This window comes from Streptomyces solincola (genome assembly GCF_002982015.1).
Taxonomy (GTDB): domain Bacteria; phylum Actinomycetota; class Actinomycetes; order Streptomycetales; family Streptomycetaceae; genus Streptomyces; species Streptomyces solincola.
The window spans coordinates 1-19,679 of sequence record NZ_PVLV01000190.1 but is presented as its reverse complement, the minus strand read 5'-3'; the positions used below and the strand labels follow the sequence as shown (position 1 = coordinate 19,679).

The 19,679-nt window shown below is 74.4% G+C and carries 16 protein-coding genes and 1 pseudogene; 15 read left to right on the top strand and 2 right to left on the bottom strand.

Going from position 1 to position 19,679, the window contains the following annotated elements; all coding sequences use genetic code 11:
* The 8 genes from C6N75_RS14005 to C6N75_RS13970 all read left to right on the top strand — a co-directional run.
* Nucleotides 1-1,783, top strand: a 1,783-nt coding sequence (locus tag C6N75_RS14005; protein WP_146132561.1) for a DNA translocase FtsK, incomplete at its 5' end; no start/stop codon positions are given.
* 262 nt (nt 1,784-2,045) lie between these two features.
* The gene (locus C6N75_RS14000) at nt 2,046-2,897 is read left to right on the top strand and encodes a helix-turn-helix domain-containing protein (protein ID WP_105869220.1); all 852 of its coding nucleotides are present in this window, start codon (nt 2,046-2,048) and stop codon (nt 2,895-2,897) included.
* Between the two features lie 146 nt (nt 2,898-3,043).
* Nucleotides 3,044-4,540 carry a 30S ribosomal protein S12 methylthiotransferase RimO gene (gene rimO, locus C6N75_RS13995; protein ID WP_105869219.1) on the top strand — a complete coding sequence of 499 codons (1,497 nt, stop codon included), beginning with the start codon at nt 3,044-3,046 and terminating at the stop codon, nt 4,538-4,540.
* Entirely contained in the window at nt 4,537-5,490 is a 954-nt protein-coding gene (gene pgsA / locus C6N75_RS13990; RefSeq protein ID WP_105869218.1) for a CDP-diacylglycerol--glycerol-3-phosphate 3-phosphatidyltransferase, read from the top strand. Before rimO ends, pgsA begins: the two co-directional genes overlap by 4 nt.
* Nucleotides 5,487-6,011, top strand: a complete 525-nt coding sequence (locus tag C6N75_RS13985; RefSeq protein WP_105869217.1) for a CinA family protein — start codon at nt 5,487-5,489, stop codon at nt 6,009-6,011. Before pgsA ends, C6N75_RS13985 begins: the two co-directional genes overlap by 4 nt.
* 109 nt (nt 6,012-6,120) lie before the next feature.
* Nucleotides 6,121-6,507 carry a helix-turn-helix domain-containing protein gene (locus C6N75_RS13980; RefSeq protein WP_105869216.1) on the top strand — a complete coding sequence of 129 codons (387 nt, stop codon included), beginning with the start codon at nt 6,121-6,123 and terminating at the stop codon, nt 6,505-6,507.
* A gap of 234 nt (nt 6,508-6,741) precedes the next feature.
* The gene (locus C6N75_RS13975; protein ID WP_105869215.1) at nt 6,742-7,212 is read left to right on the top strand and encodes a Dps family protein; all 471 of its coding nucleotides are present in this window, start codon (nt 6,742-6,744) and stop codon (nt 7,210-7,212) included.
* A 229-nt stretch (nt 7,213-7,441) separates the two neighbouring features.
* Nucleotides 7,442-7,702, top strand: a complete 261-nt coding sequence (locus C6N75_RS13970; RefSeq protein ID WP_105869214.1) for a hypothetical protein — start codon at nt 7,442-7,444, stop codon at nt 7,700-7,702.
* Nucleotides 7,703-7,804: 102 nt separating this feature from the next.
* On the opposite strand, the gene C6N75_RS13965 is transcribed toward C6N75_RS13970, so the two are convergent.
* Together C6N75_RS13965 and C6N75_RS13960 are read right to left on the bottom strand one after the other, a co-directional pair.
* Nucleotides 7,805-8,641 (bottom strand): Fpg/Nei family DNA glycosylase, encoded by an 837-nt coding sequence (locus C6N75_RS13965; RefSeq protein ID WP_105869213.1) that lies wholly within the window; start codon nt 8,639-8,641, stop codon nt 7,805-7,807.
* A gap of 195 nt (nt 8,642-8,836) precedes the next feature.
* The gene (locus tag C6N75_RS13960) at nt 8,837-13,462 is read right to left on the bottom strand and encodes an ATP-dependent helicase (protein WP_105869212.1); all 4,626 of its coding nucleotides are present in this window, start codon (nt 13,460-13,462) and stop codon (nt 8,837-8,839) included.
* Between the two features lie 146 nt (nt 13,463-13,608).
* On the opposite strand from C6N75_RS13960, the gene C6N75_RS13955 reads away from it, so the two are divergent.
* The 7 genes and pseudogenes from C6N75_RS13955 to recX all read left to right on the top strand — a co-directional run.
* Nucleotides 13,609-14,469: an AraC family transcriptional regulator gene (locus C6N75_RS13955; RefSeq protein ID WP_105869211.1), complete on the top strand. Its 861-nt coding sequence runs from the start codon at nt 13,609-13,611 to the stop codon at nt 14,467-14,469.
* Between the two features lie 109 nt (nt 14,470-14,578).
* Nucleotides 14,579-15,271, top strand: a complete 693-nt coding sequence (locus C6N75_RS13950; protein ID WP_258177403.1) for an AzlC family ABC transporter permease — start codon at nt 14,579-14,581, stop codon at nt 15,269-15,271.
* Nucleotides 15,268-15,579 (top strand): AzlD domain-containing protein, encoded by a 312-nt coding sequence (locus tag C6N75_RS13945; RefSeq protein WP_105869210.1) that lies wholly within the window; start codon nt 15,268-15,270, stop codon nt 15,577-15,579. The genes C6N75_RS13950 and C6N75_RS13945 overlap by 4 nt, the downstream gene beginning before the upstream one ends.
* 67 nt (nt 15,580-15,646) lie before the next feature.
* On the top strand, nt 15,647-15,841 hold the full coding sequence (locus tag C6N75_RS13940; RefSeq protein WP_105869209.1) for a DUF3046 domain-containing protein: 195 nt from the start codon (nt 15,647-15,649) through the stop codon (nt 15,839-15,841).
* A gap of 307 nt (nt 15,842-16,148) precedes the next feature.
* Nucleotides 16,149-17,336: an AI-2E family transporter gene (locus C6N75_RS13935; RefSeq protein WP_105869208.1), complete on the top strand. Its 1,188-nt coding sequence runs from the start codon at nt 16,149-16,151 to the stop codon at nt 17,334-17,336.
* 233 nt (nt 17,337-17,569) lie between these two features.
* Entirely contained in the window at nt 17,570-18,706 is a 1,137-nt protein-coding gene (recA, locus tag C6N75_RS13930; protein WP_105869207.1) for a recombinase RecA, read from the top strand.
* Nucleotides 18,654-19,274 (top strand): annotated as a pseudogene (recX, locus tag C6N75_RS13925) (recombination regulator RecX); the annotation flags it as partial. The gene recA and the pseudogene recX, both read left to right, overlap by 53 nt.
* Nucleotides 19,275-19,679: the final 405 nt, after the last annotated feature.

Sequence of the window (19,679 nt, the reverse complement as noted above, 5' to 3'; positions counted from 1 at the left end):
GTCCAGCGCCGCCGCGGCGGCGCTGGACGGCGCCGTGCTCGGCGGGATGCCGCCCTCGCCGGTGGTCGCCGACCTCACCAAGGACGTCACCGGCGACCGGCGCGGGGCCCGCGAGGAGGCGGCCGGCGCGCCCCCGCCCGGCGTCCGCCGGGACACCGCCGGCGCCGGCTCCGTACCGCCGGCGCGCGAGGCCGGCCGGTCGGGCGGCCAGGAGGACAGCGGGCAGGTGCCCGACCTCACCAAGGCCAGCCCGGTGAAGGAGGACAGCGGATCGCTGCCGGCCCGTGCCGAACAGCTCCGGCTCTCCGGGGACGTCACCTACTCCCTGCCGTCGCTGGACCTCCTGGAGCGCGGCGGCCCCGGCAAGACCCGCAGCGCCGCCAACGACGCCATAGTGGCCTCGCTGCGCCGGGTGTTCACCGAGTTCAAGGTGGACGCCGACGTCACCGGCTTCACCCGCGGCCCGACGGTCACCCGCTACGAGGTGGAGCTGGGCCCGGCGGTGAAGGTCGAGCGGATCACCGCGCTCACCAAGAACATCGCCTACGCCGTGGCCAGCCCGGACGTGCGGATCATCTCGCCGATCCCCGGCAAGTCGGCCGTCGGCATCGAGATCCCCAACACCGACCGCGAGATGGTCAACCTCGGGGACGTGCTGCGGCTCGCCGACGGCGAGGAGGACGACCCGATGCTGGTCGCCTTCGGCAAGGACGTCGAGGGCGGGTACGTGATGCACAGCCTTGCCAAGATGCCGCACATGCTGGTGGCCGGCGCCACCGGATCCGGCAAGTCCTCCTGCATCAACTGCCTGATCACCTCGGTCATGATGCGGGCCACCCCGGAGGACGTACGGCTGGTGCTGGTCGACCCCAAGCGGGTCGAGCTCACCGCGTACGAGGGCATCCCGCACCTGATCACCCCGATCATCACCAACCCCAAGAAGGCCGCCGAGGCCCTGCAGTGGGTGGTGCGCGAGATGGACCTGCGCTACGACGACCTGGCCGCCTTCGGCTACCGGCACATCGACGACTTCAACGCCGCCATCCGCAGCGGCAAGCTGAAGACCCCCGAGGGCAGCGAGCGCGTCCTGTCGCCCTACCCGTACCTGCTGGTCATCGTGGACGAGCTGGCCGACCTGATGATGGTCGCCCCGCGGGACGTCGAGGACGCCATCGTCCGCATCACCCAGCTCGCCCGGGCCGCCGGCATCCACCTGGTGCTCGCCACCCAGCGGCCCTCGGTCGACGTGGTCACCGGCCTGATCAAGGCGAACGTGCCCTCCCGGCTCGCCTTCGCCACCTCCTCGCTCGCCGACAGCCGGGTCATCCTCGACCAGCCCGGCGCCGAGAAGCTCATCGGCAAAGGCGACGGGCTGTTCCTGCCGATGGGCGCCAACAAGCCCACCCGTATGCAGGGCGCCTTCGTCACCGAGGAGGAGGTCGCGGCCGTCGTCCGGCACTGCAAGGACCAGATGGCCCCGGTCTTCCGCGACGACGTCACCGGCCCCGCCCAGCAGAAGAAGGAGATCGACGAGGAGATCGGCGACGACCTGGACCTGCTGTGCCAGGCCGCCGAGCTGGTCGTCTCCACCCAGTTCGGCTCCACCTCGATGCTCCAGCGCAAACTGCGGGTCGGCTTCGCCAAGGCCGGCCGGCTGATGGACCTCATGGAGTCGCGGGGCGTGGTCGGACCGAGCGAAGGGTCGAAGGCGCGCGACGTCCTCGTCAAGCCGGACGAGCTGGACGGCGTACTGGCCGTCATCCGCGGGGAGTCCGCAGGCTAGGAACACGCATCCGCCGTCCGGACGTGGGCAACCGTTTCCCCTCGGCGTACGTCACGTTGGGCAGAGAGACGGATGATGCCGTTTCCGAGCCTGGCGCCCCACCCCTGTCGTCTGCCGGGCTTCGGTCACCACGCTTCTGTCACATCCGGGCGGACAATCATTCCAACGGCGTACGAAGTGCGTCCGTCCGGTTGCCCCACCCTTTCGTACGACTCATAGACTGAACTACCCGCAGGTGGTTGCACGCTCGAAAGGCGCACTCGTGTCCATCGGCAACTCCCCCGAAGAAGAGCAGCCTTCGACCAATCCGGACCCCGACCCCGCCGAGGACCGGCCCTCGGTCGGCAGCGTGCTCCGGCACGCGCGGACCGCCGCCGGCCTGACCGTCGAGGAGGTCAGCGCCTCCACCCGCGTGCGCATCCCCATCGTGCACGCCATCGAGGAGGACGACTTCTCGCGGTGCGGCGGGGACGTCTACGCCCGAGGCCACATCCGCGTGCTCGCGCGTGCGGTCGGGCTCGACGACGACACCCTGGTGGAGCGGTACGACGCCGAGCACGGCGGCCGCCCCGCCCCCCCCCCCGCCGCGCCGATGTTCGAGGCGGAACGCATCCGCCCCGAGCGCCGCCGGCCCAACTGGACCGCGGCCATGGTGGCGGCCATCGTCGCCGTCATCGGCTTCGTCGGCTTCACCCTGTTCAGCGGAGGCGAACCCGACTCGCGCGCGGGCAACGTGGCGGGCGACCCCGCCTCGCCCGCGCAGAACCCGGCCGCCAAGCCCCAGCCGACCAAGGCCGCGCCCCGCCCGGCCCCGGCCGACAGCGCCATCGCGGCGGCGCCCAAGGACCGCGTGACGGTCAAGATCACCGCCGTGGAGGGCAAGAGCTGGATCACCGCCACCGGCACCAACGGCAAGCGGCTGTTCGACGGTCTGGTGGACGAGAACAGCTCCAGGACCGTCGACGTCGAGGACCGCGAGCAGGTCGACCTGGTGCTCGGCAACGCGGGCGCGGTCGAACTGGTCGTCAACGGCAAGAAGGTCGCCGACGAGTACCAGCCCGGCGAGGTCAAGCGGGTCAGCTTCAAGAAGGGCGACGACCCGCAGGACGGCTGAGCGACGGACGCCGCGCACGGACGCCCGGGAACCCCTCCGGTTCCCGGGCGTCCGCGTGCGGCGCCACGGCTGCTCCGCGGGGCTGCGGGCAGGGCAGGCGACCCTGAGCGGCGGGGGGCCGCGCGGGACGAAGTAGTCTTGAGTCCATGCCCGAACGCCGTACCGTCGCCCTCGTCACCCTTGGCTGCGCCCGTAACGAGGTGGACTCGGAGGAACTGGCCGGCCGCCTGGCAGCGGACGGCTGGCAACTCGTCGAGGAAGCCGCCGACGCGGACGTCGCCGTCGTCAACACCTGCGGCTTCGTCGAGGCCGCCAAGAAGGACTCCGTCGACGCCCTCCTCGAGGCCAACGACCTCAAGGACCACGGCCGCACCCAGGCCGTCGTCGCCGTCGGCTGCATGGCCGAGCGGTACGGCAAGGAGCTGGCCGACGCGCTGCCCGAGGCCGACGGCGTGCTCGGCTTCGACGACTACGCCGACATCTCCGACCGCCTCCAGACCATCCTCAGCGGCGGCGCCCACGCCGCGCACACCCCCCGCGACCGGCGCAAGCTGCTGCCGCTGTCGCCGGTGGAGCGCCAGCAGGCGGCCGGCGCGGTCGCCCTGCCCGGCCACGGCGACGCCGACGCCCTGGCCAGCGCCCCCAGCGACCTGCCCGAGGGCCTCGCGCCCGCCTCCGGGCCGCGCGCCCCGCTGCGCCGCCGCCTCGCCACCAGCCCCGTCGCCTCGGTGAAGCTCGCCTCCGGCTGCGACCGGCGCTGCTCGTTCTGCGCCATCCCCTCCTTCCGCGGCTCCTTCGTCTCCCGCCGCCCCAGCGACGTGCTCGGCGAGACCCGCTGGCTGGCCGAGCAGGGCGTGAAGGAGATCATGCTGGTCTCCGAGAACAACACCTCCTACGGCAAGGACCTCGGGGACATCCGGCTGCTGGAGACCCTGCTGCCCGAGCTGGCGGCGGTCGACGGCATCGAGCGGGTGCGGGTCAGCTACCTCCAGCCCGCCGAGATGCGGCCCGGCCTGATCGACGTGCTCACCTCCACCGAGAAGGTCGCCCCCTACTTCGACCTGTCCTTCCAGCACTCCGCGCCCGCCGTGCTGCGCGCCATGCGCCGCTTCGGTGACACCGACCGCTTCCTGGAGCTGCTGGACACCATCCGCTCCAAGGCGCCGCAGGCCGGAGTCCGCTCCAACTTCATCGTCGGCTTCCCCGGCGAGAGCGAGCAGGACTTCGCCGAGCTGGAGCGGTTCGTCACGCACGCCCGGCTCGACGCCATCGGCGTCTTCGGCTACTCCGACGAGGACGGCACCGAGGCCGCCGGCTACGACGCCAAGCTGGACCAGGAGACGGTCGACGCGCGCCTCGCCGACCTCTCCCGACTGGCCGAGGAGCTCACCGCCCAGCGTGCGGAGGAGCGGCTCGGAGAGACCCTGGACGTGATGGTCGAGTCGGTGGACACCGGCGAGGACGGCGACGGCGCGGTCGGCCGCGCCGCCCACCAGGCGCCGGAGACCGACGGGCAGGTGGTCTTCACCCCCGAGTCGGCCGCGCGCGCCGCGCTGGCGCCGGGCCGTATGGTGGCCGCCAAGGTCGTCGGCACCGAAGGCGTCGATCTGGTGGCCGAGTGTCTCGAGGAGGCGGGCAGATGACCGGAGTGCCGGCATCCGCCGCGGGCGGTACGGGAAGGCCGGCGCCCGGCGGCAAGCTGGGCGCTGCGGCCGTCAACCAGGCCAGTCTGTGGAACATCGCCAACATCCTCACCATGATCCGGCTCGTGCTGGTGCCCGGTTTCGTGCTGCTGCTGCTCCAGGACGGCGGCTACGACCCGGCCTGGCGCGCCTGGGCCTGGGCCGCGTTCGCCGTGGCCATGATCACCGACATCTTCGACGGCCACCTGGCCCGCGCGTACGACCTGGTCACCGACTTCGGGAAGATCGCCGACCCGATCGCCGACAAGGCGATCATGGCCGCGGGGCTGGTCTGCCTGTCGGCCCTGGGCGACCTGCCGTGGTGGGTGACCGCCGTCATCCTGCTGCGTGAGCTGGGCATCACGCTGATGCGGTTCTGGGTGATCCGGCACGGGGTCATCCCGGCCAGCCGCGGCGGCAAGATGAAGACCCTGGCCCAGGGCACCGCGGTCGGGATGTACGTGCTGGCGCTCACCGGGCCGCTGGCCACCCTGCGGTTCTGGGTGATGGCGGTGGCGGTGGTGCTGACCGTGGTGACCGGTCTGGACTACGTACGCCAGGCGGTGGTGCTGCGCCGCAAGGGACTGGCCGCCGAGCGCGCCGACGCGGCGGCCCGGGTGGCCGGCGAGGCCGCCGCCCTGGCCCGGGCGGCGCACGGCGCGGACGAGGACGGCATCCGGGCGGAGCGACCCGGGGCGGACCATGCCGGGGCGGCCGGCGGGTCCGGGGCCGGTGTCGGAGGGGTCGCGTCCGCGACGGGGACTCGCGCCGGGGTCGAGAACGAGTCGAGCGGCGCACCCACCCCAGGGGCTCCCGGGGCCGCTGAGGCGGGGCCGCGAGACGCGGCGGCCGGGGCCGGGGCCGGTGCGAGCGCCGGTGCGGAGCGCGCCGAGGTGGAGCCGGGCCGGTGACGGCGGCGGCCGCGGACACCCTCCGACTGCTCACCGAGCGTGGCGAGACGCTGGCCGTCGCCGAGTCGCTGACCGGCGGGCTCGTGGCCGCCGAGCTGACTTCCGTGCCCGGGGCGTCCCGGGCCTTCCGCGGTTCGGTCACCGCCTACGCCACCGGGCTCAAGCAGCGGCTGCTCGGTGTGGACCCGGTGCTGCTCGCCGAGCGCGGAGCGGTGGACCCGGAGGTCGCCGCGCAGATGGCGGCGGGTGTGCGGGCCGCCCTCGGTGCCGACTGGGGCGTCGCCACGACCGGGGTCGCCGGGCCGGACCCGCAGGACGGCCAGGCGGTCGGGACGGTGTACGTGGCGGTGTGCGGGCCCGCCGGAAGGTCTCGCTCCGGCGGCGAAGTCCGCGCGCTGCGGTTGAACGGCTCCCGGGAGGAAATCCGTAAGGAGAGTGTACGGAGCGTGCTGGAGCTGCTCGCGGACGAACTGACGGCGAACGCGAGGGCGCAGGATACGGAACAGAACGGGGGGAACTGATGTTTGCAGCCCTGAGTGAACACGTCATTGCTCCCCGCACGGCCGCAGCACGAGGCGGTACGGTGGGGCGTGAAGGATGCGGCTACACGGTCCGAGGAGGGAGCCACCGATGATTCTGCTCCGTCGCCTGCTGGGTGACGTGCTGCGTCGGCAGCGCCAGCGCCAGGGCCGTACTCTGCGCGAAGTCTCCTCGTCCGCCCGGGTCTCGCTCGGTTATCTCTCCGAGGTGGAGCGGGGGCAGAAGGAGGCTTCCTCCGAGCTGCTCTCCGCGATCTGCGACGCGCTTGACGTACGGATGTCCGAGCTGATGCGCGAGGTGAGCGACGAGCTCTCGCTCGCCGAGCTCGCCGAGTCGGCCGCGGCGACCGAGCCGCTGCCCGCGCCGGTGCGCCGCCCGATGCTGAACCCCGTGTCCGTGACGTCGGTGACCGGTGTGCCGACCGAGCGGGTGACCATCAAGGCGCCTGCCGAGGCGGTGGACGTCGTCGCGGCCTGAGGCTGCCGACGTCCTGCCGGGCCGCCGACGCGGCCCGCCGGCAGCGAGTGTTTTGGGCTGAGCCCCGGTCGGGTATTCGAGTGCCGACCGGGGCTTTCGCTTATCCCGAATGCCCGTTTTAGGTCCTATGTGCCATGGTGGACATGCGTGCGTCCCCTGCCCCGCGATCCGGGGCGGTCCGGTCTCTTCGGCCATCAGCTCGATGGGGATCGCACGCCGGAATGGAGGATTCGGATGACTGTCGTCAAGAGCTCCCTGTCGGACGCCGACCGCAAGGTCGTGGGCGAGGCCCTACAGGGCGCGCTGGTGGACGTGGTGGACCTCTCGCTGGTGGCCAAGCAGGTGCACTGGAACGTCGTGGGACCGCGGTTCCGCTCCATCCACCTTCAGCTCGACGAGGTCGTGACCACCGCGCGCCAGCACTCCGACACCGTCGCGGAGCGGGCCGCCGCCCTCGGGGTGAACCCGGACGGGCGTGCCGCCTCGGTCGCCAAGGGCAGCGCCATCGCCACGGTGCCGGAGGGGTGGATCAAGGACGACGACGCCGTGCAGATCCTGGTGGAGGGCCTCGACGCGGTCATTACCCGGATGCGGGAGCGCATCGCGGTGACCGACGAGCCGGACCCGGTGACCCAGGACCTGCTCATCGCGCTCACCGCGGACCTCGAGAAGCACCACTGGATGTTCCAGGCGGAGCGGGGCTGACCGCCCCGAGCCCGTGGCTCCCGCCCTGTCCCGGGCGGGGCGCGCGGCGCCCACGGGGGCGCGAGGCCGCGCCCCGAGTGCCGCCGGCGCGTCGATGCGCCCCTCCACCGGGCCGGCACCCGGTTCCGGGGCCGGCCCGGTGGAAGGCTGGAGGGGCGGATGTGACCGGCGCGGCCGGGCGGGGGCGGGTGGCAGGCCGTAGGAGGCGGTGATGGTACGGCGACGACGCATGACCTTGGCCGCGGTGGCGCTCGTCGCCGGCGCGGTGTGGTGGTGGGCCGTGCTGCGGCTGGTCCTGGCGCCGGCCGGGAGCGGAGCGGTCGAGGCGACGGTGGTGGCGGGCGGCTGGGGACTGAGCCTGCTTCCGGTGCACGTGGCCGCCGCCCGCCCGAAGCGGCCCCGGCTGACGGCGGTACGCGAATGGCGGCACCGCCGGGGTGCGGCGCCCGCCGGCCCGGAGCCGGACGGGGGCGTACGCCCGGCGCTGTGAGTCCCGGTGCGCCGGCGGTCGTGATCGGCGCATCGTCGGTGTGGCGCGGGGCTGCTCGGCGGCCTGCGGGGGCCTGGTGGGGCCGCCGGTGGCGGCCTCTGGTCAGCGGCGGGGGCGGGCGGATGACGGGCGTCCGGGGCCGGGGCCCTGCTGGCAGCCCGGGCACCAGTAGGAGACGCGCTCCTGGTCGTTCTCCTCCACGTGCCGGATGGGGGCGCCGCAGCGGTAGCAGGGCTTTCCGCGGCGGCCGTAGACGTAGACCTTGCGGTCGGGGCGGTCCACGTGGCCGCCCGGGGTGATGGTGCGCCGCTCATGGCGGTCCTTGTTGGCTTCGAGCAGGCGGCGCGCGGTGGCGGCGAGCCGCTCCGGGACGCCGGCCGGCAGCTCTCCCACGGGCAGCCAGGGGGTGGCCCTGGCCAGGAAGGCCAGCTCGCACTTGTAGACGTTGCCGATGCCCGCGAGATTGCGCTGGTCGAGCAGGGCTTCGCCGAGCGGGCGGGCGGGGTCGGCGCACAGCCGGCGGACCGCCTCCGCCGCGTCCCAGTCGGGGCCCAGCAGATCGGGTCCGAGGTGGCCCACCACCGTCTCCTCGTCGGCGGTGCGCAGCAGCTCCAGCACGGGCAGGCGGTAGCCGACGGCGGTGGCGTCGGCGGTGCCGAGGACGGCGCGGATCTGGTGCTCGGGCCCGCCGTTCCAGCGGGCGCCGTGGGCGAAGACCCGCCAGGAGCCCTCCATGCGCAGATGGGAGTGGAGCGTCAGCCCGCCCTCGACCCGGGCCAGCAGGTGCTTGCCGCGCGGGGTGACGTCCAGCAGCGTCCGGCCGGTGAGGTCCGCCGTGGCGAAGCGCGGGACCCGCAGGTCGAAGCGGGTGAGGGGGTGGCCGGCGAGCGCGGCGTGCATCCGGTGGGCCGCCAGCCAGACGGTGTCTCCTTCGGGCATGGGTCCATGATGCGTGAGCCACCGTCCGCCGCGGGCCTCGTCCGGCCGGCGCGGGCCTCCGTCCGGCCGTGGTGGGACTTGTGCGGCCGCCGTGGGCCTCTCCGTCCGGCCGCCGTGGGCCTCCTCCGTCCAGCCGGCGCGAGCCTCTCCGTCCGGCCGAGGTGGGCCTCGTTCTGACGGCGCGCGTCCGGGTGGTCAGCCGCGCAGGCGCAGCCCGCGGGGGGTGGCGTGGAAGCCTGCGTGCTCCAGGGCAGGGGAGAGGGGCGAGGTGAGGGCGGGGGCGCCGTTGACGCGTTCGACGGTGACCGTGCCGAGGGCGCCCGCACCGGCGGACCGGGCCAGGGCGGCGGCCGCCGCGTGCAGGGCCGGGTCGTCCGGTTCGGTGGCCCAGGACAGCACCGTCTTGCCGCCGCGCTCCATGTAGAGCGTCAGCTCGCCCTCGACCAGCACCACCAGGGAGCCGGCCTTGCGGCCAGGCTTGTGGCCGGCCCCGGTCGGCGGCTCCGGCCACGGCAGCGCCGCCCCGTAGGCGTTGGCCGGGTCGGCGGCGGCCAGCACCACCGCGCGGGGGTCGGTGGAGGCGTCGGCCCGCTCCTTGGCGGTGGACGCGGCCCGCAGCCGGTCCACCGCGCCGTCCATGGCGAACTGGGCGGCGCCCAGGCCCTCCACCACATAGCCGCGCCGGGCCTGGCCGGTGTCCTCGAAGGCCGACAGCACCCGGTAGACCGCCGAGAAGCCGCCCTCCACGCCCTCGGCCGCCACCGCGCCGCGGGTCACCACGCCGTGCCGGTCCAGCAGGGTGCGGGCCAGCGCGTGGGCGCGGTGGGTGGGGTCGGGCTCGGCGGGCGGCAGCAGCGACCAGCGGCCGCTGACCGTGGGCGGCCCGGAGCGGGACGCCGTACGGGCGGCGGCCGTCAGCGTCCCGTACCGGCCGCGCGGCACGGTGCGCCTGGCGCGGTGCGCGGTGGAACCGGCGGTGCGGCCGGAGCCGAGGACGGCGCGCAGCGGGGCGACCGTGTCGTTCGTGAGTCGGCCCGACCAGGCCAGGTCCCAAACTGTGTCGGCCAGTTGCGGGTCGCTCGCCGCCGGGTGGGTGGTGGCGCGCACCTGGTCGGCGATCTGCCGGAAGAACAGCCCGTACCCACCGGAGAGGGTGGTGAGGACGGACTCGTGCAGCGGGCTCAGCTCCAGCGGGTGCGGGTCGGGGAGCAGGAGCGGGGCGGCGTCGGCCAGATACAGGGAGACCCAGCCGTCCTTGCCCGGCAGCGCGCCCGCCCCGGCCCACACCACCTCCCCGGCCACCGTCAGCTCGTCCAGCATGCCGGGGGCGTACCCGGCGACCCGGGAGGGCAGCACCAGCCGCTCCAGCGCGGAGGCCGGCACCGGCGCGCCCTGGAGCTGCTCGATCGCCCGCGCCAGCCCGTCCAGCCCGCGCAGGCCGCGGTCGCCCACGTGCTGCCACTGCGGCAGGAAGCTGCCCAGCGCGGCCGGCGGCACCGGCTCCAGCTCCTGGCGCAGCGCCGCGAGGGAGCGCCGCCGCAGCCGCCGCAGCACCGCCGCGTCGCACCACTCCTGGCCGATGCCGGAGGGGTGGAACTCGCCCTGCACCACCCGCCCCGCCGCGGCCAGCCGGTGCAGCGCCCCGTCGGTGACCGCCGCGCCCAGACCGAACCGGGCGGCCGCCTCGGCGGAGGTGAAGGGGCCGTGGGTGCGGGCGTACCGGGCGAGCAGGTCGCCCAGCGGGTCCTTGACCGGCTCGGTGAACGCCTCCGGCACGCCGACGGGCAGCGCCGTGCCGAGGGCGTCCCGCAGCCGGCCCGCGTCCTCGACCGCCGCCCAGTGGTCGGCGCCGGCGATCCGCACCCGGATGGCCCGGCGCGCGCCCGCCAACTGCTCGGCCCACTGCGCCTGGGCGCCGCGCTCCACCAGCTCGCCGCCGGTCAGCGGGCCCAGCACCCGCAGCACGTCGGCGACGCCCTCCACGTCCTTGACCCGGCGGTCCTCGGTGCGCCACTGAAGCTCGGCCTCCAGCTCGGCCAGCACCTCGGGATCCAGCAGCTCGCGCAGCTCGGCCTGGCCCAGCAGCTCGGCCAACAGCCGGGAGTCCAGCGACAGCGCGGCCGCCCGCCGCTCGGCGAGCGGGGAGTCGCCCTCGTACAGGAACTGCGCGACATACCCGAAGAGCAGGGAGCGGGCGAAGGGCGACGGCTCCGGGGTGGTGACCTCCACCAGCCGCACCCGGCGGGACTCGATGTCGCCCATCAGCTCCTTGAGGCCGGGCACGTCGAACACGTCCTGGAGGCATTCGCGGACCGCCTCCAGCACGATCGGGAACGAGCCGAACTCGCTGGCCACCTGGAGCAGTTGGGCGGCCCGCTGCCGCTGCTGCCACAGCGGGGTGCGCCGGCCCGGGTTGCGGCGGGGCAGCAGCAGCGCGCGGGCCGCGCACTCGCGGAAGCGGGAGGCGAACAGCGCCGAGCCGCCGACCTGGTCGGTGACCACCTGGTCGACCTCGCCGGCGTCCATCAGCACGTCGGCCGCGCCGACCGGCGCCTTCTCCGCGTCGTGCTCCGTGCCGGGGGCGGCCGGGTCCTGGTCGAGCAGGTCCAGACCCATCAGGTCTGCGTCCGGCAGCCGCAGCACGATGCCGTCGTCCGCGTGCATCACCTGGGCGTCCATGCCGTACCGCTCGGTGAGCCTGGCGCCGAGGGCCAGCGCCCACGGGGCGTGCACCTGCGCGCCGAACGGCGAGTGCACCACCACCCGCCAGTCGCCCAGCTCGTCCCGGAACCGCTCCACCAGGATCGTCCGGTCGTCCGGCACATGGCCGCACGCCCGGCGCTGCTCGTCCAGATAGGCCAGTACGTTGTCCGCCGCCCAGGCGTCCAGACCGGCCGCCACCAGCCGCAGCCGGGCGTCCTCCGCCGACAGCGCGCCCACCTCGCGCAGGAACGCGCCCACCGCCCGGCCCAGCTCCAGCGGCCGGCCCAACTGGTCGCCCTTCCAGAACGGCAGCCGCCCCGGCACCCCGGGCGCCGGCGAGACCAGCACCCGGTCGCGGGTGATGTCCTCGATCCGCCACGAGGAGGTGCCCAGGGTGAACACGTCGCCGACCCGCGACTCGTACACCATCTCCTCGTCCAGCTCGCCGACCCGGCCGCCGCCCTTCTTCGGGTCCGAGCCGGCCAGGAACACCCCGAACAGACCCCGGTCGGGAATCGTGCCGCCGGAGGTCACCGCCAGCCGCTGGGCCCCGGGCCGGCCGGTGACGGCGCCGGTGACCCGGTCCCACACCACCCGCGGCCGCAGCTCGGCGAAGGCGTCGGAGGGATAGCGCCCGGCGAGCATGTCCAGCACCCCGCTGAACGCCGACTCCGGCAGCGAGGCGAACGGCGCCGCCCGGCGCACCAGGGCCAGCAGGTCGTCGTACGCCATGCTGTCCAGCGACACCATGGCGACGATCTGCTGCGCCAGCACGTCCAGCGGGTTCGCCGGGACGCGCAGCGCCTCGATGGCGCCCTCCCGCATCCGCTCGGTGACCACCGCGGCCTGCACCAGATCGCCCCGGTACTTGGGGAAGACCACCCCCGTGGACACCGCCCCCACCTGGTGCCCGGCCCGCCCCACCCGCTGGAGCCCGGAGGCCACCGACGGCGGCGACTCCACCTGCACCACCAGGTCGACCGCGCCCATGTCGATGCCCAGCTCCAGACTGGACGTCGCCACCACCGCGGGCAGGCGGCCCGCCTTCAGGTCCTCCTCTACCAGCGCCCGCTGCTCCTTGGAGACCGAACCGTGGTGCGCCCGCGCCAGCAGCGGCGGCGCGCCCTTCGCCTCGCCCGAGCCGCCCATCAGCTCGGCCGGCGCGTGGTCCTCCGGCATCGGCTCGCCGGTGGCCCGCTCGTAGGCGATCTCGTTGAGCCGGTTGCACAGCCGCTCCGCCAGCCGCCGCGAGTTGGCGAACACGATCGTCGAGCGGTGCGCCTGCACCAGGTCGGCGATCCGCTCCTCCACCTGCGGCCAGATCGACGGCCGGTCCTGCTGCCCGCCGCCCGCGTCGGACGCCGGGGACGCGCCCATCTCGCCCATGTCCGGCACCGGCACCACCACCGACAGGTCGAACTCCTTGCCGGAGGCCGGCTGCACGATCTCCACCCGCCGCCGGGGCGAGAGATAGCGCGCCACCTCGTCCACCGGCCGGACCGTCGCCGACAGCCCGATCCGGCGCGCCGGGCGCGGCAGCAGCTCGTCCAGCCGCTCCAGCGACAGCGCCAGGTGCGCGCCCCGCTTCGTGCCCGCGACCGCGTGCACCTCGTCCAGAATCACCGTCTCCACCCCGGCCAGCGCGTCCCGGGCGGCCGAGGTGAGCATCAGGAAGAGCGACTCGGGGGTGGTGATCAGGATGTCCGGCGGGTGCGTCGCCAGCGAGCGCCGCTCCGCCGCCGGGGTGTCACCCGAACGGATGCCGACGCGCACCTGGGGCTCGGGCAGCCCCAGCCGTACCGACTCCTGGCGGATACCCGTCAGCGGACTGCGCAGATTGCGCTCCACGTCCACCGCCAGCGCCTTCAGCGGGGACACGTACAGCACCCGGCAGCGCTTCTTGGGCTCGGCCGGCGGCGGTGCGGCCGCCAGCCTGTCCAGCGAGGCCAGGAAGGCGGCCAGCGTCTTGCCGGACCCGGTCGGCGCGACCACCAGGACGTCCGAGCCCTCGGCGATCGCCCGCCACGCCCCCTCCTGGGCCGCGGTGGGCGCGCTGAAGGCCCCCGCGAACCAGCCTCGGGTGGCGGGGGTGAACGAGTCGAGCGCAGTCCCGGTCATGCCCACCATCGTGCACCCCGCCACTGACATCGGCCCCGCACCGGCCGTCCCCGACGGCGTACCCGCAGGCAGGAGCGGCTCCGGCGGGCCGTCCCAGCAGCCGGACGGCCCCGGCCGCGGCGCGCAGCGGGTCGCACAATGGAGGCATGGCACGCGCACGGGACGGTGAATGGGCCAGACACTGGCACTACCCGGCGGTGCCCGGACTCGACCTGCTGCGGGCCCGCTACGTGCGCCACTCCTTCGTCCGCCACAGCCACGAGGGCTTCGTGCTGGGCGCCGTCCGGCAAGGCGTCGAGGACGTGGTCACCCCGCACGGCACCCTGCACGCCGGCCGGGGCAGCGTGGTCATGCTCAACCCGGAGGTGCCGCACTCCGCGCACGCCGGGGACCCGGACGGCTGGTCGTACGCCACCCTCTACCCCTCCCTGGACCTGGTCGCCGCCATCGCGGCCGAGGAGACCACCCTGCGCGGCACCCCGAGCTTCGCCGAGACCATCGTCGAGGACGAGGACACCGCCCTGCTCATCCGCGCCGTGCACCGGGCCGCCGAGGAGGGCAACGCACTCGCCGCCGACAGCCTGCTGCGGGTCACCCTGGCCAGGCTGCTGCGCCGCCACGGCACGTCGCTGACCGTCCGGGCCCCGCGCGACGCCGGGGCGGCCACCGCCGCCCGGGCCCGCGAGCTCCTCCACCGCCGGATGGCCGACCCGCCGTCCCTGGAGCAGCTCGCCCGCGAACTGGACACCGGCTCCTTCGCGCTGCTGCGGGCGTTCAAGGCCGCCTACGGCATGCCCCCGCACACCTGGCTCACCGACGCCCGGATCCGCGCCGCCCGCCGCCTGCTCGAAGCCGGCACCCCGCCCGCGGCCGCCGCCGCCGAGGTCGGCTTCACCGACCAGCCGCACCTCAACCGCCACTTCACCCGGATCGTCGGCGTCCCGCCGGGCGCCTACCAGCGCGAGCGCGCAAGAACGTACAAGACCGGAGGCGCCGGGCCCCACTAGCGTCCCCGGGGTGAAGGACGTGAAGGAACAGACAGCGGCGACAGCCCCCCGCCAGCAGGCGCCACCGGGCGGCCCGGCCGACGCGGCCGCGGCCAAGCCCGACCGCGCCGTGATCCGCGACTCCCTCGGCGTCGGCGTGGCCGTCGGCCTCTCCGGCTTCGCCTTCGGCGTCACCTCCGCCGGGGCCGGCCTCACGCTGCTCCAGACCTGCGCGCTCAGCCTGCTGGTCTTCACCGGCGCCTCCCAGTTCGCGCTGGTCGGGGCGATCGCGGCCGGCGGCAACCCGATCACCGCGGCGGCCGGCGCGTTCTTCCTCGGCACCCGCAACGCCTTCTACGGCCTGCGGCTCTCGCAACTGCTGGCCCTGCCCCGCTGGGTCCGCCCCTTCGCCGCGCACTGGGTGATCGACGAGACCACCGCGGTGGCACTGGCCCAGCCCGGCCGCCGGGCCACCCGGCTCGGCTTCGCCGCCACCGGCCTCACCCTCTACGTGCTGTGGAACCTCACCACCCTGCTCGGCGCGCTCGGCGCCGAGGCCATCGGGGACACCGCCGCCTGGGGCCTGGACGCCGCCGGACCCGCCGTCTTCCTCGCCCTGCTCGCCCCCATGCTGCGCACCGCGACCGAACGGGCCGTCGCCGGCGTCGCCGTCGTCCTCGGCCTCGGGCTGCTGCCCGTGCTGCCGGCCGGCGTCCCCGTCCTGGTGGCCGCGCTGGCCGCCCCCCTGGTGCTGTGGGCCCGGGGCCGCCGGTCCCGGGGCAGCGAGGAAGAGCCGTACGACGCGAAGGGAGCCGACCGGTGAACCTGTGGATCGCCATCGGACTGACCACGGCCGGCTGCTACCTGTTCAAGCTCGCCGGACTGCTCGTACCGGCCTCCGCCCTGGAGCGCCCGCTGGTGCAGCGACTCGCGGCCCTGCTGCCGGTCGCCCTGCTGGCCGCGCTCACCGCCCAGCAGACGTTCGCGGTGGGCAGCGCGCTCACCGTGGACGCGCGGGTCGCGGGGGTGGCCGCGGCGGCGCTGGCTCTGGTGCTGCGCGCCCCCTTCCTGGTCGTGGTCGGCGCCGCGGTCGCCGTCACCGCCCTCGTCCGCGCCCTCGGCTTCGGGTGAGCGGCGGGCGTCCGCCCGGCCGGCGGCGCCGTACGGGCGGTTCGCCCGGGGGCGGGATACTGGGATCATGCGGTTGACGATTTTCTGGGAGCGGATGGCCGAGCACTTCGGCGCGGCCTACGCCGACTCCTTCGCCCGGGACCACGTCATGGCCGAACTGGGCGGGCGGACGGTGCACCAGGCGCTGGACGCCGGCTGGGAGACCAAGGACGTGTGGCGAGCCGTCTGCACGGCGATGGGCGTCCCGCCCGAGCGCCGCTGACCCGGGCGCGGGCGGCCCGCCGGGACGACCGTCCTCAGACCCGGCGCCGCTGTCGGCACGTTCTCGGGGGCTTCGTGGCGCGCGGCCGGCGGTGGCCGGGCGACGGGGCGTCACACGCGTACGCGAGACTTGGCGCGTGGCTCCGACTGACGACGACGAGACGACGACCACCGCCGAACCGGCGGCACCACCCTCCGCACCGCCCGCCGCAGCCGCGGCGCCGCCCCGGCCGGAGCCGGCGCCCGCGGGAGGCGGCCCCGGCGACCCCGCCGCGCCCGCCGGCGGTGCGGGCGGCCGGGCTCCTGGCATGCCGCGCTGGCTGCCCAAGGCCATGGTCCTCGGGCTCGCCCTCTACGCCTGCTTCCAACTGGGAAGCTGGGCGTTCCACGCGCTCATCGGGCTGCTGGTCAACGTCCTGATCGCCTTTTTCATCGCCCTGGCGATCGAACCGGCGGTGGGGCGGATGGCGGCCCGGGGCATGCGCCGCGGGCTCGCCACCTTCCTGGTCTTCTTCGCGGTCCTGGCCGGAGCAATCGGCTTCACCGTCCTGCTGGGCTCGATGCTGGCCGGGCAGATCATCGAGATCGTCGAGGACTTCCCCCGCTACCTGGACTCGCTGATCCACTGGATCAACCACACCTTCGACACCGAGCTGTCCCGCGTCGAGGTCCAGGACAGCCTGCTGCGCTCCGACTGGTTGCAGAAGTACGTGCAGGACAGCGCCACCGGCGTGCTGGACGTGTCCGCCACCGTGCTCGGCGGGCTGTTCCGGCTGCTGACGATCTTCCTGTTCTCGTTCTACTTCGCCGCGGACGGCCCCCGGCTGCGGCGGGCGCTGTGCTCGGTGCTGCCGCCCGCCCGGCAGGCCGAGGTGCTGCGCGCCTGGGAGATCGCCGTCGACAAGACCGGCGGCTACATCTACTCGCGCGGGCTGATGGCCCTGGTCTCCGGCGCCGCGCACTACGTGCTGCTGGAGCTGCTCGGCGTCCCCTACGCGCCGGCGCTCGCGGTGTGGGTCGGCCTGGTGTCGCAGTTCCTGCCGACCATCGGCACCTATCTGGCCGGCGCCCTGCCCATGCTGATCGCCTTCACCGAGAACCCCTGGTACGCGGTGTGGGTGCTCGGCTTCGTCGTGGTCTACCAGCAGTTCGAGAACTACGTGCTCCAGCCCAAGCTCACCGCGCGGACCGTCGACATCCACCCGGCGGTGGCCTTCGGCTCGGTCATCGCGGGCACCGCGCTGCTCGGCGCGGTCGGCGCGCTGATCGCGATCCCGGCCGTGGCCACCCTCCAGGCGTTCCTCGGCGCCTACGTCCGCCGGTACGACGTGGCCGAGGACCCCCGGATGCACGGCCATCGGCGGCACGGCGAGGCGGTGATGGCCCGGGTGCAGCGGATGCAGCGGGCGCTGCGCACCAAGGTGGAGAGGGATGCGCTGCAACGCGAGCGGGGCGCCCGGGTGCCGGACCCGCGTCAGGAGGAGGACCGGGGCTGACCCGGAGGCGGAGGTGGAGGCGGGGGCGGGCGGTGTGGCTCGCTTGACAGTAAAATCGAACATCCATTCATATGGGATTCCGGCCCGGAAGCTCGGGGCGGCCCGGAGCGCGGGAGAGGCGCGCCGGCCGCCCGGTTGTCCACAGGCTGGAGGGACGTCGGGGCCCATTGTCAGTGGCAGGGGTTAGCGTCTTTGACGTGAAGCGATCGACTCAAGCAAACCGGGTGGAACCCATGGCAGGAACCGACCGCGAGAAGGCGCTCGACGCCGCGCTCGCACAGATTGAACGGCAGTTCGGCAAGGGCGCCGTGATGCGCATGGGCGACCGGTCGATGGAGCCCATCGAGGTCATCCCGACCGGCTCGACCGCCCTCGACATCGCGCTCGGCGTCGGCGGACTGCCGCGCGGCCGGGTGGTGGAGGTCTACGGCCCGGAGTCCTCGGGCAAGACGACCCTGACCCTGCACGCCGTGGCCAACGCGCAGAAGGCCGGCGGCCAGGTCGCCTTCGTGGACGCGGAGCACGCGCTCGACCCCGAGTACGCCAAGAAGCTCGGCGTCGACATCGACAACCTCATCCTGTCCCAGCCGGACAACGGCGAGCAGGCCCTGGAGATCGTGGACATGCTGGTCCGCTCCGGCGCCCTCGACCTGATCGTCATCGACTCGGTGGCCGCGCTCGTCCCGCGCGCCGAGATCGAGGGCGAGATGGGCGACTCGCACGTCGGCCTCCAGGCGCGGCTGATGAGCCAGGCGCTCCGGAAGATCACCAGCGCGCTCAACCAGTCCAAGACGACGGCGATCTTCATCAACCAGCTCCGCGAGAAGATCGGCGTGATGTTCGGCTCGCCGGAGACCACGACCGGTGGCCGCGCGCTGAAGTTCTACGCCTCGGTGCGCATCGACATCCGCCGCATCGAGACCCTCAAGGACGGCACGGACGCGGTCGGCAACCGCACCCGCTGCAAGGTCGTGAAGAACAAGGTCGCGCCGCCCTTCAAGCAGGCGGAGTTCGACATCCTCTACGGCCAGGGCATCAGCCGCGAGGGCGGGCTGATCGACATGGGCGTGGAGCACGGCTTCGTGCGCAAGGCCGGAGCCTGGTACACCTACGAGGGCGACCAGTTGGGCCAGGGCAAGGAGAACGCCCGCAACTTCCTCAAGGACAATCCCGACCTCGCCAACGAGATCGAGAAGAAGATCAAGGAGAAGCTGGGCGTCGGTGTCCGCCCGGCGGAGCCGGCCGCCGAGCCGGCCGCGGACGCGGCGGGCGCCGCGGGCGTGCCGGCCGGCGAGGACCCGGCGAAGCCGGTCTCCGTCCCGGCGGCGAAGACAGCCAAGGCGACCAAGGCCGCGGCGGCCAAGGGCTAGCCCGGTGGCTCGGCGCACCGAATGGCCGGGCGGCAGCCCCGACTCGTCGAGGGCCGAGAAGGAGCTGCCGCCCCAGGACCCGGCCGAGCGGGCGCGGGCGATCTGCCTGCGCCTGCTCACCGGGACGCCCAGGACCCGCAAGCAGCTCGCGGACGCCCTGCGCAAGCGCGAGGTCCCGGACGACGTCGCCGAGGAGGTCCTCTCCCGCTTCGAGGAGGTCGGCCTCATCGACGACGCCGCCTTCGCCGGGGCGTGGGTGGAGTCCCGCCATCACGGCCGGGGCCTCGCCCGGCGGGCGCTCGCCCGCGAGCTGCGCACCAAGGGGGTGCACGGTGACCTGATCGACGAGGCGGTCGGGCGACTCGACTCCGACCGCGAGGAGGAGACCGCCCGGGAGCTGGTGGCCCGCAAGCTCCGCTCCACCCGCGGCCTCGACCGCGACCGCCGGCTGCGGCGGCTCGCCGGAATGCTGGCCCGCAAGGGGTACCCGGAGGGCATGGCCCTGCGAGTGGTGCGGCTGGCGCTGGAAGAGGAGGGGGAGGACACCGAGGGACTGGAGCCGGACTAGGCGGAGGGCCGAAGCCCGCGGAGAGCGCGGGCCGGCGGGCGCACCGCCGAGGGCCCGCACGGCCCACCTCGCGGGCCTGGCCCCGTTCGCACAAGCTTCGCACAAGCGCCTGACCGCCACCGTCTGCGCCCGGCCGCCCGACCTGACTCGGCCCTGCGCTACTTTCCCGCTGCGCTGAGCTGTCGCTGTCGCCGTCGCCGTCGCGAGGGGGGTGGGTCGGCGTGGGTGGCGTCGTCACATGGACGGAGTCGGCTCAGGGGGACGGTGCCGGGCGGACGGAGCCGGCTTACGGAGCTGGCTTACGGAGCCGGTGTCTGGCGGCCGAGCCTGCTTGGGGCGGCGGTCGCTCGCGGACCGGCCGGTTCGGGGGGCGGTCACGGGCGGGTTCAGGGGGCGGTATTAGGC

Bases quoted from the DNA above. Each gene is read 5' to 3' on its own strand.
- C6N75_RS13975 (WP_105869215.1), top strand. From the start codon at position 6,742: ATGACTGTCGTCAAGAGCTCCCTGTCGGACGCCGACCGCAAGGTCGTG.
- C6N75_RS13960 (WP_105869212.1), bottom strand. From the start codon at position 13,462: ATGACCGGGACTGCGCTCGACTCGTTCACCCCCGCCACCCGAGGCTGG.
- C6N75_RS13940 (WP_105869209.1), top strand. From the start codon at position 15,647: ATGCGGTTGACGATTTTCTGGGAGCGGATGGCCGAGCACTTCGGCGCG.
- C6N75_RS13935 (WP_105869208.1), top strand. From the start codon at position 16,149: ATGCCGCGCTGGCTGCCCAAGGCCATGGTCCTCGGGCTCGCCCTCTAC.
- rimO (WP_105869219.1), top strand. From the start codon at position 3,044: ATGCCCGAACGCCGTACCGTCGCCCTCGTCACCCTTGGCTGCGCCCGT.
- recA (WP_105869207.1), top strand. From the start codon at position 17,570: ATGGCAGGAACCGACCGCGAGAAGGCGCTCGACGCCGCGCTCGCACAG.
- C6N75_RS13980 (WP_105869216.1), top strand. From the start codon at position 6,121: ATGATTCTGCTCCGTCGCCTGCTGGGTGACGTGCTGCGTCGGCAGCGC.
- C6N75_RS13965 (WP_105869213.1), bottom strand. From the start codon at position 8,641: ATGCCCGAAGGAGACACCGTCTGGCTGGCGGCCCACCGGATGCACGCC.
- C6N75_RS13955 (WP_105869211.1), top strand. From the start codon at position 13,609: ATGGCACGCGCACGGGACGGTGAATGGGCCAGACACTGGCACTACCCG.
- C6N75_RS13970 (WP_105869214.1), top strand. From the start codon at position 7,442: ATGACCTTGGCCGCGGTGGCGCTCGTCGCCGGCGCGGTGTGGTGGTGG.
- pgsA (WP_105869218.1), top strand. From the start codon at position 4,537: ATGACCGGAGTGCCGGCATCCGCCGCGGGCGGTACGGGAAGGCCGGCG.